Here is a 12,826-nt window from a genome sequence, read left to right as displayed (position 1 = left end):
TATGATACTTGTTGCAGATAGTGGCTCTTCGAAAACAGATTGGATGGGCTATCTTAATGGCGAAACCATAAAATTTAACACCCCCGGAATAAATCCTTACTTTTTAAGTGAGCAGGATATTAGCAAGCTCATTTCGAAAAATGAAACGGTAATGCAATATGCAGAACAGGTAAAAGAAATATACTTTTTTGGTGCAGGTTGTTCGTCGCCTGATAAGCATGAGGTAGTGTCGAATGGCTTGTCGGAGATATTTAAAAACGCTTTCATTTCAGTAGATCATGATCTTTTGGGATCCGTTTATGCTACTTGCGGCAACGCAGAAGGGTTAAATTGTATTTTGGGTACAGGTTCAAACATTTGTTATTTCGACGGTAAAAAAATTCACGATGGCCATCATGGTTTAGGTTATGTTTTAGGCGATGAAGGCTCTGGAACATTTTTCGGCAAGAAAGTACTACTTGCTTATTTATACAATAAAATGCCATCTGGTTTAGCCGCAGAGTTCAAAAAAGCTTTCCCTACAGAAAAAGACCAGATTATCACTAATGTATACCAGAAAGCTTTTCCAAATATTTATTTGGCCAGCTTTAGCCGTTTTATGGCTAGTCATAAAGAACATCCTTTTATCCAAGACATTCTAAGAACAGGTTTTCAGGAATTTGTTGATACCAATATAAAAGATTATCCAAAGCATAAAGATGTTCCTTGTCATTTTGTAGGCTCTATAGCTTTTTATTATCAAGAGGAGTTGGTAGAAGTTTTGCAAGCTAACGGAATAGAACCAGGCAAAATTTTACAAAAGCCAATAGAAGACTTGTTTAACTTCATTCTTCAAAAGGAAGGAATTGTACAACAAGCTGGAGAAAGCGATAGCGTTATTTCTAAAATAAACTAAACGTTAAATTTTTTTGAAGATTTTAAACATAACAATATACATTTTGTTATAATTTTAAGGGCGCATAAATTGCTTTAAATATATGAAGAGAATATTGGTAGTTGACGATGACATTGAGGTTTTAGAAACCATACAGTTAATACTCGAAATTGGTGGCTTTAAAGTTTCGGCACTAAACGATGGCGAAGAAGTTTTTAACAGAATTGAGAGTTTCAATCCAGATTTAATTTTACTTGATATTTCTTTGGGCCATATTGATGGCAGGGTATTATGCGAGCAGTTGAAATCAATAGAAAGCACTTCTAAAATTCCCATCTTGTTGATTTCTGGTTTATATGATCAGAAAGATTTTACAACATTAAATTATGGTCAGGATGACTTTTTATCGAAACCTTTCCAGATGGATGTTTTATTAAAGAAGATTACCAAAATATTAAGCCTGGAAGAAAACGAACCAAGTTTTTTGTTGAATTAAGAAGAGATTTTTAAAAATATACAGCCAAGGAGACGAAAACTWCTTGGCTTTTTTTATTTCTGATGATTACTGAGATCCCTAGTGAAGCTAAGGATGTGGAGAGTTTAGGAGAATTGCCTTATGTTTCGGGCGGTGAGGACACCGACCGATAGGATAAGGAGACAAAACTACTTGGCTTTTTTTATTGCAGCTGATGACTAAGATCCCCAGTCAAGCTGAGGATGACGATCGTTCATGAGAATCGTTTCAGGTTTCGGGCGGTGAGGACACCGACCGATAGGATAAAGCTGATGATGACGACCGTCCATGAGAATCGTTGAGAAATTGCTATCCGCTAACCGATAATTAGCATCCCGAATGAGATTGCAGCAGCCAATGAAGAATTGGCTTTGCAATAGCGACGAAAAAACGCTGTCAATTTGGCAAACAAAAGGCTTTGGAACAAGCCTTGATATGCAGGATGTAGATTAAACAATTTATTTACATATATGAGCATACAGGAAAAAGGAAATATCTCGATACATACCGAGAACATTTTCCCGATAATTAAGAAGTTTTTATACTCTGATAACGAGATTTTTCTTCGTGAGTTGGTTTCTAACGCAGTAGATGCGGTTCAGAAAATTAAAAGACTAGGTTCATTAGGTCAGTTTAACGGCGAAGTTGGTCAACCCTTGGTACAGGTTGCGGTTGATAAAGACGCAAAAACCATTACCATTAGCGACAATGGCTTGGGTATGACGGCCGAAGAAATTAAAAAATACATCAATCAAGTTGCATTTTCTGGCGCAAGTGAATTTGTAGAAAAATTTAAAGATGCTAAAGATGCAAACGAAATCATCGGAAAATTCGGGTTAGGTTTTTACTCGGCTTTCATGGTTGCTGATTTAGTTGAAATTCAAACCTTATCCTACCAGGATGGTGCAGAACCAGCTCGTTGGGTGTGCGATGGAAGTACTGAATTCGAAATTACTGAAGGCACTAAAACTACCCGTGGTACCGATATCATTCTTCATGTAAATAAAGATTCGGAAGAGTTTTTAGAGGAATCGAAATTGCAGGAAATCCTTGATAAATACGCTAAATTTTTACCTGTTCCGATCAAATTTGGCACTAAAAATGAATCTGTTGAAGACGGTGAAGATGAAGAAGGCAAGAAAAAGTATAAAGATGTAGAAGTTGATAACATCATCAATACAACTAATCCAATCTGGACAAAAGCACCTGCAGATTTGTCAGACGAAGATTATTTAAACTTCTACCGCGAATTATATCCATTTAGTGAAGAGCCATTATTCTGGATTCACTTAAATGTAGATTATCCATTTAATTTAACAGGTGTATTGTATTTCCCTAAGTTGAAAAACGACTTCGAAATGCAACGCAACAAAATCAAATTATACTCTCGCCAGGTATTTATTACCGATGAGGTGAAAGATATTGTTCCTGAGTTTTTAATGTTGTTACACGGTGTAATCGATTCTCCTGATATTCCATTAAACGTATCGCGTAGTTTCTTACAAGCAGATAGCAACGTTAAAAAAATCAACAATTATATCACCAAAAAAGTTGCTGATAAATTATCGGAGCTGTTTAACAAAGACCGCAAATCTTTCGAAGATAAATGGAAAGATATCGGTTTGTTCGTTAAATATGGTATGATTAGCGAAGAGAAATTTTACGATAAAGCTAAAGATTTCGCATTGGTTGGAAACACTAAAAACGAACTATTCACATTAAACGAGTACAAAGAAAAAGTTGCTCCGTTGCAAACTGATAAAAACGGAACAGTAGTGTATTTGTACTCAAATGATGCTTCGAAACAGGATGCTTTCATTCAATCGGCCAATAAAAAAGATTATGATGTATTGGTTTTAGATTCACCAATTGATAATCACTTTATTCAGCAACTAGAGCAAAAGCTAGAAAAAACCTCTATCAAACGTGTTGATTCGAGCGTTGCTGATAAGTTAATTGAGAAAGACGAAGTTAACGAACATGTGTTAAGTGAAGACCAGGTAAAGGAAGTGACCACGATTTTTGAGAAAGCAATTACCAAACCAGGTATGCAGGTAGAAGTGGTGGCGTTAAATCCTGATGAATTACCGGTGACTATAACCATGGATGAGTTTATGCGTCGGATGAAAGACATGGCTGCAATGGGCGGTGGAATGGGCTTTTACGGCCAAATGCCTGATAGTTATAAAGTGGCTATTAATGGCAACCACAAGTTGGTAAGCAAAATTTTAAAAGCAGAAGGCGAAGAGCAAAGTAATTTGGCTAAGCAAGCTGTAGATTTGGCTTTATTAGCGCAAGGCATGTTAACTGGCGCAGAATTAACTGCATTTGTGAGCAGAAGCGTTGAACTGATTTAATTTACACTAACGAATATTTAAAAAGGGAGAAGCCGAAAGACTTCTCCCTTTTTTTTAGGCATAAAAAAAAAGCCCTGTAAAGGACTTTAGTTCATCTAGAATTTCGGGACTCTTAGATTAAATAATATGTTAACTGGCTACAGACTTTTGCTCAACGTTGAAGTAATCTTTATGTTCTTCAATCAATTTTGCAATTGTCGCCGCTTTAGTATCAGTAATTTTAAACTCAAATAATGGCTCCTGATTTTTTTTAGATTTAACCATTTTCTCTGTATAGAAGCGATAAACCAAACCATTTGTTAGCAAACCGTATTTTGCTTTAGTTTTACGAAAATACTTTGATAAACGAGAATCGTGGATATCAAGACTATCCTCATGGTGCTTGCATTCCACCAAAATAGTTGGCTCACCATCTTTCATAATGGTGTAATCTACTTTCTTACTTTTTTTAACACCAAAATCCAAAACCGCTTCAGACTGAACTTCTGAAGGATCAAATCCTAAAATTTGAATAAATGGCATTACCAATGCGTTCCTGGTTAAGTCTTCATTTTGAACTTGAGGAAGCATCTTCTTAATTCTTACTGCAAACTGACCAATTTCGTCTTTAAGTTCCATGTTGAGTATTTGTAATTTCTATGTTTTTCATTTGTGCTGTGCCATATTCACTTACCACTTACAACTATTAGCTGATCCCAGTATTGTATGGCCTGTTTTTAATTTTCTTATCCACAGGCTACACAAGCTTGGGTAGGCAGATGTAAAGGGTTAATTAATCTATTTACTTTTTAAAGGCAAACCAATTAATTATCTGTTTTTGGCAAACAGTATAAAGATTATTAAAAAGAAATGAGTACGTTATTTTTTTACATCAACCATGTGGATTATTACACGAAACCAAGTTTTTCTTGTAGTAAGAAAATGGCAACAGGCTTTTTTTTAGGCAAGAAGTAATTTGATTATATTTTTATTTAACTTGCATTAAAATCATTCCAAACTCATATTTATCACATCATGAATCTAAAATGCGTTGTCATCGATGACGAACAACATGCGATTGAGGTACTTACAGACCATATAGCAGAAATGCCGGGACTAACAGTATTTAAGACTTTTACAAGTCCAGTTCAAGCCTTAACCGAAATTAGCATTGACGACGAGATAGATCTCCTCTTCATGGATATTGATATGCCTGGAATTAATGGCTTAGAACTTGCCAAAAATATCCGAGAGAAAGCTAAGTATTTAGTTTTCACTACCGCACATCCTGACTATGCGTTACAAGCTTTTGATGTTCAATCAGATCAATATTTATTAAAGCCGATTTCATTTGCAAAATTTGCTTTAGGTATTGATAGAATTTTGAAGAAGGAGGCAAATAACGCCAAAGCTACTTCAAAAGATGCCGAACAGGTGGCGGCGCTTTATATCAAAGGCGACCACAAATATGCTTTTTCCAATATTGCTATTGATGAAATACTTTACATAAAAGCACTTCAGAATTATATTCAAATCATTACCAAGGGAGAAACGCACACCACCTACCTTACATTAAAGGAGATTGAAAAAGCTTTAGAGAACCACGCATTTATTAGAGTTAATAAATCGAATATAGTTGCTAAAGCAGCAATCAAAAAGGTAGATGGAAATATAATCCGTCTTGTAAATAATGAAATGATTCAGATTGGCGAAGGCTATAAAGAAGCTTTCTTCGCCTACGTACAAAGTAGCTTATTGAAATCAAATAGAAGTCAGTAGACTATAAATCTACGATATAGCTAGACATAACAGTTGCATGACTCATATCGCCAGTTGGGTTAGTAACGTAGTTATTTTTAGCTTTGATGTTTTTATAAACGAATACAGTTTTTTTACTGATTTTTGGAGCCATTTGAGTTTTCATGATATTATAAATTTAAGGTTTAATATTATTGCTATTTATTTCTGTAAAGTTGCAACGTAAATATTACCTTCTATACTTTTTTACACAAACACTCGGTTTCAGGAGATAAAAACCCTAAATTAATAGATCAAACCACAAAAATGACGCTACTTCATCTAAAATCATTTTTCAAAAAGCACAAGCTTCACTTCCTTATTTGGGGACTTTATATCTTATATGAGGTTTTTATTTTAGGATTAGTAACCGGACAATTTCGTCCAATTGGTGCATATATATTAATCTATGTAACTAACATATCAGTATTTTATTCTAATGGTTATCTTTCTGGAAAAGCTTTGAAAAGCGATGATAACATTCCATATTATATTAAACTTCCCCTGATCATCCTTTTTTCACTTTTTGCATATATTTTAGTGTCATTCATGTTAGTGATGTTTTTTGGAGTGATCGGTCTTGTGGAAAAACAAACGCTTGAAACTTTTGATAGAAAGTTTGTTTTAGCGTGTATTTATCGATCCTCATTATTTATTGGTTATTCAATAGGATACATTTATATTCTAAAGTATCTTGAAGATCGAAAAAAGGTGGAGGCTTTGGAACGCCAAAGTCTCGTTACACAAATAGAAAAACAAGCTTTAGAGAATGATTTGGTTCAATCGCAAAATAACTTTCTTCGCAGCCAGATTAACCCTCACTTTCTATTCAACACCTTAAATTTTATATACAACGACGCCCGTAAAAAAGCGCCAATGGCTGCAGATGCGATCATGAACCTGGCCGAAATGATGCGTTATGCTTTAAAGAGGCCAGAAGCATCGGAAATGGTTCCGTTGAGCGAGGAAGTAGAACAAATTGAACACTTAATCAACCTTCATCAGCTCAGAACAGCAAATGCTATTAATTTAAATTTAGAGGTTAATGGCGATTTGTTTGGCTTAAGGTTTCCACCACTTATCTTATTAACCCTTGTAGAAAACATATTCAAGCATGGTAATGTAACTCACTCCACGCAACCGGCGATCATTAAAATCGATTATGAGAACAATAATTTAAACATCAGCACCATTAATATGGTGAATGATAATAAAGGAAAAGAACATGAAAGTCATCATGTTGGTATCGACAACATCAATAAAAGGCTAGCCAATTTTTACAAGGATGATTATATTTTCAGATACTACAAAGACCCGTTGAATAGATATATAACGGAGATCGATGTGCAGGTAATTAATCCAATGTCTAAATTAAACCTTAACCAATAGCTCTTCTGCGCTGAAGGTCCTTAAGTAAAAAATAATACATTACCATTTCATTCGTCCGTTGATCTTTGTTGAACAATCGGTTAACATGCATGTGCATTAGATCAGTAAAGAGTTTTACTTTTCTGTTTCCATCAGTTAATTTAAGTACGCTAATAAATGATTTTTTAAAACCGTCGAAATTTTCGTTTTGTTTTGGGTCAAAATTCGGCGCAATTTTATATTGCTGATATTGCTGGTTGAGTTTTTTGAAATCTGTTGCATCCAAATGATGCTCTTTATTGAATGAATCGGAAACCATCCTAATCACTTTCAACATCACTTCAGAGTCGAAAACGACAGCTTTCAACAGTCCATCTACCAGATAAGAACACCATTTATACTTGGTAAAAGCATCTGTTTGTTGCTGCAACTGCGATATGACGAACTCACTATCGATAGAGAAATGATTTTCAACATCCGAAATGATTTCCGCCCCATATCTTTCCAACTCTCGCTTATAGGTTTTTAACTGAAAATCTGAAACCAAACCACTCGCTATATAATCCTGCAGATGATCGCCTAGCGTAGAAACCAATGCTTGTCCGTCTTCGTTGTTGTGCAGTAAAATCCTCAAACGCAAATGATTCCCATTTTCATTGTACCTGATAAAGAACCACGATTTTATCTGCGCTGAAAATTGATTTAAGAAAGACGGGATCACCCCAATTAACAATTCATCGGAACGTTGTTGATGGCAATAAATTTCGAAATATAGCCACTCCTTTCCCGGAGGAAATACCTTTTGAACAGGAATTGCATTATTACTGCTAATTTCTGTTTTTTTGTAAATGCTATTGTTATGGTAAAGGTTTAAAATAAATTGACTTACATAAGGCTTTTGCGCCTGATCTACAATAACATCATTTTTGGGCAAGATGACTTCCTCTAAATATAATTTATTCTGCTTTTGGATAAATTGAAGAAAAGCATTCAAATCCTCATCACTATCTAAACCGAAGCATAAAGTTTGATCTGACAAACCCGCTTTAAAGTACTTACTTACTCCGATTTGTGTAAGATATGAACGACAATCTTCAATAGAGACGGCTGTTTTATTAGGGTAGAATTGTGTTTTGCTTACTCGCCATTTTGCACCGCTTAATACAATATTATGAAACTGAAAGCGAGGATAAAAACCCAGATCGGGAAAGATACTATCAAGGGATAGCGACAATGAAGTTTGCAGACCCTGATGTTGCAAATCGCACAAGAGCCTAAACACCGACAAATCTGACCGGGTGTAATTATAAGCCGAAGCCATACGAGGAATAAGCCTTTTATTTAAGCTCTTTGATCTAAGAATGACTTCGCTACTACTCACCGAAATTTGAATATCGCCTAGTGAAAGAGGCGCTGCGGAGGTATCGAAATTCAGTATGGATAATTGATGCCAGTAAATCTGCTTTCTACGATTGATATTATCCACGTTGGTTTCAACGAGGTAAGCAACATCAAAAAAAAGCACTTCAGGGTTTGCGTTTTGTTCAATTGCCGATGTTTCCTTGCAAAACTGTTCCACAGCTTTATCGGCGATAGAAAAGCGCCCGGTTAAAGCATTTGCCGTTACACCGCCAATTTGATCAACACAAATTAGATCATCTGCTAACGACATTACAAGGCTAAATGAGTTTGGCAGAATACTTTCACTTTCATTTGTTTCGAACGCTAGCTTATTCAAATAAATAGGCTCCTTGTTTTCAAAACCAGCTACAGAAAGTTTGGTTTTTAAGGTCGATTTTAAATCTTGTTTGTCTTCAGCATTCTTTTTCTTCGAATTAAACTGCGCTACAAAATCATCTTCGCTTACCTGCTCCAATTCATCGTAGCCCACACCCATTTCAGGGTCGAGTGCGATGGAAAGCGGAACTTCCTGCTGATCGAACTTATTCTTGAATCTCGAAATAAAGCTTTTTAGCGCTTCACGTTCATCAGATTTCAAGATTTTCGATAAAAGATCAATCAGTGTCGGTATCGGCTTAATTAAACGTTCATCTAAACCACCTGCAATTACTTTTCTTTCTGCTATTAAATATTTTGGGAGATTGCTGTCATCGATTCCTATCCTTTCGAAATAATCTTTCCCTATCACATTAGGGTCAAACTCCGTAAAAAGAAGTTGGATGGCGTGCATATCATGAAGCAATTCTAAAAATTCTACCTTACCCGCTTCATCTACACCCAGTGTGTTAATCAAATCATTTACTGCAATCGGTTTGGCACAAGATTCGAGAATTTGCATTACAGATTCATTTTGATCAATTTCTGCCAGTTCGAAAACACCTTCGGTACAAGCAATATACCTAATGCTGTTGAGTGTTGAATAATAGCTAGTGTTGCTGAATAGCTGAATGTTATCAGCCATCAATTTTTCGAAATCAAAATGAAGTTCATTCCGATACGGCCAATCGATAAACTGATGAACGATCTGCTCATTGTTTATGATGACTTTGCTTTCGCTTTCATTAAAGGCATTTGCCAAAAAGCTGAAACTTGCAAATGTGCCGTAGGGTGTTGAGCGATATTTTGCCCGATTAAAATATTTCCATACTGTAAAAAAAATCTTTGGCGGCAGGTTTTTCAGTTCATGAGCTTCTACGTCTTTTATGGTTTCGTAAAAGGCAGATGATGAAATGGAAATGGCTTTTTTAAGTTCATCCCAACTACTTTCAAGATCAGCTTGATGTGAAAATTTCGGCGTTCTGAAAATAATGGAGGGATGAATCAGGGGTTTCATAGAGATATTTTATTGGGCGAAAATTACAAAGATTAATGTTAAAACCCACATGCTATATAAAGTAAAAAGCCATCTTCAAAACTGAAGACGGCTCTAACAAGAGACATAATTAAATTCTATTTCTTTGTAACTTTAAATTCTGTACGCCTGTTTTTGGCTCTTCCATCTGGATTATCTTTTTTCTTCTTGCCCTTTCCAATCTCATTTGGTGCAATAGGCATCGATTCCCCATAGCCTTTAGATGTTAAACGGGCTTCGGAAATTCCTTTGCTAGCCAGGTAATCAACGCAAGATTTAGCCCTTTCGTTCGATAAATTTAAATTGTATTCATCGGTACCAATATTATCGGTATGCGAACCCAACTCAATCTCCATTTCTGGATTATCTTCCATAATTGGGATAAGAAAATCCAGCACTTTTTTAGATGGCTCCGTAAGTTCTGCGCTGTTGAATTCATAATAAATATTATCTAAGGCAATTGGAATTCCTAGTTTAAAAGGACTCAGACAATAGTCTTTATAAATCATAGTATCGGCTTTTGCAAGCTCCTCGTAAGAATAATTTTTGGTAATGGAGAAATAATTATCCTTCGCAAAAAGCAACTTTACAGGTCGTTTTGAATCTGTTCTGAACGTATATTTACCATCTGTACCAGTGGTTTGTTTTTGATTGTTTTCTATGTTAGAGAAAGTCACAGTAGCACCTGCCAATGGCAATTTTGTTTTGCAATCGGTAAGAATGCCGCTGATATTAAAAAACTCCTTTTTAACTTCGAAAACTTCTAAACAGCACGATGATTCCCTGTCAGAACTAATGTATCCTTTGGTACCTTGATCATCAATGGCGGTAAAATAGATATCATCTTTCGATGAATTAAACGGATAGCCCAGGTTTTTAGGTACTGTCCAGGTAATTAAATCTCCTTCGGCTTCGAAAAAGTCCAAGCCGCCCAAGCCCACTCTTCCATCGGTACTAAACAATAATTTTCTGGTTATGGTATTGTAATATGGCGCACGTTCATCATCTTCTGTATTAATGGTTGGCCCCATATTTACGGCCTGACCTAAAGTTCCATCTTCTCGAAGCGCACAGTACCATAAATCGAACTTTCCGTAGCCCCCACTTCTATCAGAAGAAAAAAGTAAAAATTTTCCATCTGCCGTTACATACGGCTGGCTCGAGTTAAAATCTTTACTATTGATTTCTAATCCTACTGGTACCGGATCAGACCATTTATTATCCATTTTAGTTGCGGTGTAAATCGCATATTTCTCCCGTTCTTTCCAATAAGTGAAATATACCCTGTTTCCTTCAGGCGTAAAGCTTGCCGCAGCAACTTCTATGCTTTTCGGCAGATTAATGTCCATCATTTTAACCGAAATATCAGATACCTTTAAATCGCTTTTGGTAGTATACAGGTTGTTAATGAACGGATTTGCCTTTGTGGAAATTTGCACATCGCCTGCATCGGTTTTCACAACATCCTTTTTTCCGGTGATAGATACCGGACGAGAAGATGTAAAATAAAAAGCATTGCCCAATTTAACTGGAGCATAATTAGATCCTAATCCATTTACATTATTGGCCAGCTTTCTAACCTCCACCATTCTCGGGAAGCGCATTTCCTCAAGTGCAAACTTGCAAGAGGCAATCTCCTTGTTTGCGTTTTTAACTAATGGATCGTTTGGATTCTTCGAGATAAAAGTTTCAAAGGCCTGAATGGCAGGTGTGAATTTTTTATTGGCTCTTAAACATTCCGCATAATAAAATTGAGCTTTGCGATAACGTGTATTGGAAAAGGTTATCGCTACTGCATAATACTTTTCTGCCTCCGCATATTCTCTATATAAACGGCTAGATTCTGCAAGGTTATAAATTGATTCTTCATAATCTTCCATCAATTTATCATCCTTCGCAGTTTTTCTCTCTGTACCATAAGGCAAGATGGCCTGTGTGCTATCGCCAGTAATTTTTAATGCCTTTTTGTAAAAGGTTGATGCCGCATAATAATCTTTGTTCTCGAAATAAGTATCAGCAACTCTTTTGTAATTGACTACAAATTGAGCGTTTGCATAGCCAAAAGATGCTAAAAATAAAAACAGTAGTATTCTTTTCATTTTAAATTATTATAAACGTGGACAGAAGAAATTTGGACCGATGATGCCATTTCGCCCGATAAGCGAGATAGACAATTCAAAACCGCCGTTGCTGTTTGAAGCTCTGCTGAAATTTGAAGTATTAACATCATAACTTAGTCCGAAAACCATATTTTGTAATTGCAAGCCTACAAAAGCTATGGCCGCATCTTTTACACGATAATTACCACCAAAAAGAATATTTGATGATGGATTAATATTCAACTGTGCGTATGCACCTAAAGAAATTTCATTGGTATTTCCCTGATACATGACCAATGCATTTGGAACGATATCTAACAACTCCGACGCCCTAATCCTGGCGCCGCCATGCCCGGTAAAACGCACCGGTATGCGAGAATTTGAACCAGAAAAACGATCAACAGGCATAGTGAGGTGGGCAGCACTTGCGCCAACGAAGACATTTACACTCTTATTCGGGTTACCATCAAAGTACATAATACCTGCATTTACATCCGGTACTAATGAAGATTGAGACTGGAAAGTTTCGCCGCTCATCATGCCTCCATCATAACCAGAAATTGGATTAAACTGGTTACCAAAGCGGCCCTGTGAAAAATCGAAACTTCTGTTGATAATCCCAGCCTGCAAACCAAAACTAATCATTTGCAAACCCTCGAAACCGAACCTTAGGCGATACGACCCAGACACAAGAGCAGTTAGATAGTTAAAATCCAACTCACCAGCCCTTTGGTTTAATACAGTAGCGCCAAAAGCAAGGTTTTTCTTTGGAGCCATATCAAAAGAGGCACCGCCAGTGAGAAATGAACTATTAAGAGCGCCCCACTGCTGTTTAAAATTTAAACTTGCCCTGTAGTCTCCATCAACCACTCCCGTTAAAGCCGGGTTTAGCCAAAGAGGGTACGCATAGTACTGAGAAAAATGTGGATCTGTTTGAGCAAATGATTTAGCTGTGCAGATAACCAAGCCCAAAACAGCTACATATACTTTTAAATTCGAAATTATTTTCATGGAATTTGATTTTTT

At 36.2% G+C, this 12,826-nt stretch carries 10 protein-coding genes; 5 read left to right on the top strand and 5 right to left on the bottom strand.

Features of this window, described 5'->3' with window-relative positions; translation table 11 throughout:
* Position 1: 1 nt before the first annotated feature.
* The 3 genes from ASE92_RS01960 (at position 2) to htpG (ending at position 3,745) form a co-directional block, all read left to right on the top strand.
* A complete protein-coding gene (locus tag ASE92_RS01960) occupies positions 2 to 895 on the top strand; it encodes a hypothetical protein (RefSeq protein ID WP_056848423.1) in 894 nt (297 codons plus the stop codon).
* Between the two features lie 82 nt (positions 896 to 977).
* Complete coding sequence (locus ASE92_RS01955) at positions 978 to 1,370, top strand: PleD family two-component system response regulator (RefSeq protein ID WP_056848422.1); 393 nt, start codon at positions 978 to 980, stop codon at positions 1,368 to 1,370.
* Positions 1,371 to 1,858: 488 nt separating this feature from the next.
* On the top strand, positions 1,859 to 3,745 hold the full coding sequence (htpG, locus tag ASE92_RS01950; RefSeq protein ID WP_200926312.1) for a molecular chaperone HtpG: 1,887 nt from the start codon (positions 1,859 to 1,861) through the stop codon (positions 3,743 to 3,745).
* 129 nt (positions 3,746 to 3,874) lie between these two features.
* On the opposite strand, the gene ASE92_RS01945 is transcribed toward htpG, so the two are convergent.
* On the bottom strand, positions 3,875 to 4,363 hold the full coding sequence (locus ASE92_RS01945) for a type I restriction enzyme HsdR N-terminal domain-containing protein (protein ID WP_056848421.1): 489 nt from the start codon (positions 4,361 to 4,363) through the stop codon (positions 3,875 to 3,877).
* Positions 4,364 to 4,759: 396 nt separating this feature from the next.
* Here ASE92_RS01945 and ASE92_RS01940 point away from each other — a divergent pair, with 396 nt between their 5' ends.
* On the top strand, positions 4,760 to 5,503 hold the full coding sequence (locus tag ASE92_RS01940) for a LytTR family DNA-binding domain-containing protein (RefSeq protein WP_056848420.1): 744 nt from the start codon (positions 4,760 to 4,762) through the stop codon (positions 5,501 to 5,503).
* 1 nt (position 5,504) lies between these two features.
* Here ASE92_RS01940 and ASE92_RS21035 read toward each other — a convergent pair whose 3' ends face one another.
* Entirely contained in the window at positions 5,505 to 5,648 is a 144-nt protein-coding gene (locus ASE92_RS21035; RefSeq protein ID WP_157255608.1) for a hypothetical protein, read from the bottom strand.
* 140 nt (positions 5,649 to 5,788) lie between these two features.
* Here ASE92_RS21035 and ASE92_RS01935 point away from each other — a divergent pair, with 140 nt between their 5' ends.
* The gene (locus ASE92_RS01935) at positions 5,789 to 6,910 is read left to right on the top strand and encodes a sensor histidine kinase (RefSeq protein WP_056848419.1); all 1,122 of its coding nucleotides are present in this window, start codon (positions 5,789 to 5,791) and stop codon (positions 6,908 to 6,910) included.
* On the opposite strand, the gene ASE92_RS01930 is transcribed toward ASE92_RS01935, so the two are convergent.
* From ASE92_RS01930 to ASE92_RS01920, 3 genes are all read right to left on the bottom strand, one after another.
* Entirely contained in the window at positions 6,900 to 9,683 is a 2,784-nt protein-coding gene (locus ASE92_RS01930) for a lantibiotic dehydratase (RefSeq protein WP_056848418.1), read from the bottom strand. The genes ASE92_RS01935 and ASE92_RS01930 overlap by 11 nt on opposite strands.
* 116 nt (positions 9,684 to 9,799) lie before the next feature.
* Positions 9,800 to 11,800 carry an OmpA family protein gene (locus tag ASE92_RS01925; RefSeq protein ID WP_056848417.1) on the bottom strand — a complete coding sequence of 667 codons (2,001 nt, stop codon included), beginning with the start codon at positions 11,798 to 11,800 and terminating at the stop codon, positions 9,800 to 9,802.
* A gap of 9 nt (positions 11,801 to 11,809) precedes the next feature.
* A complete protein-coding gene (locus ASE92_RS01920; RefSeq protein ID WP_235527259.1) occupies positions 11,810 to 12,811 on the bottom strand; it encodes a PorP/SprF family type IX secretion system membrane protein in 1,002 nt (333 codons plus the stop codon).
* Positions 12,812 to 12,826: the final 15 nt, after the last annotated feature.

It is taken from the genome of Pedobacter sp. Leaf41, assembly GCF_001422545.1.
Taxonomy (GTDB): Bacteria; Bacteroidota; Bacteroidia; order Sphingobacteriales; family Sphingobacteriaceae; genus Pedobacter.
This window is presented reverse-complemented; position numbering and strand designations above follow the sequence as displayed.

Coding starts and splice junctions, on each gene's coding strand:
- ASE92_RS01960 (WP_056848423.1), top strand. CDS start 2: ATGATACTTGTTGCAGATAGTGGCTCTTCGAAAACAGATTGGATGGGC.
- ASE92_RS01955 (WP_056848422.1), top strand. CDS start 978: ATGAAGAGAATATTGGTAGTTGACGATGACATTGAGGTTTTAGAAACC.
- htpG (WP_200926312.1), top strand. CDS start 1,859: ATGAGCATACAGGAAAAAGGAAATATCTCGATACATACCGAGAACATT.
- ASE92_RS01945 (WP_056848421.1), bottom strand. CDS start 4,363: ATGGAACTTAAAGACGAAATTGGTCAGTTTGCAGTAAGAATTAAGAAG.
- ASE92_RS01940 (WP_056848420.1), top strand. CDS start 4,760: ATGAATCTAAAATGCGTTGTCATCGATGACGAACAACATGCGATTGAG.
- ASE92_RS21035 (WP_157255608.1), bottom strand. CDS start 5,648: ATGAAAACTCAAATGGCTCCAAAAATCAGTAAAAAAACTGTATTCGTT.
- ASE92_RS01935 (WP_056848419.1), top strand. CDS start 5,789: ATGACGCTACTTCATCTAAAATCATTTTTCAAAAAGCACAAGCTTCAC.
- ASE92_RS01930 (WP_056848418.1), bottom strand. CDS start 9,683: ATGAAACCCCTGATTCATCCCTCCATTATTTTCAGAACGCCGAAATTT.
- ASE92_RS01925 (WP_056848417.1), bottom strand. CDS start 11,800: ATGAAAAGAATACTACTGTTTTTATTTTTAGCATCTTTTGGCTATGCA.
- ASE92_RS01920 (WP_235527259.1), bottom strand. CDS start 12,811: ATGAAAATAATTTCGAATTTAAAAGTATATGTAGCTGTTTTGGGCTTG.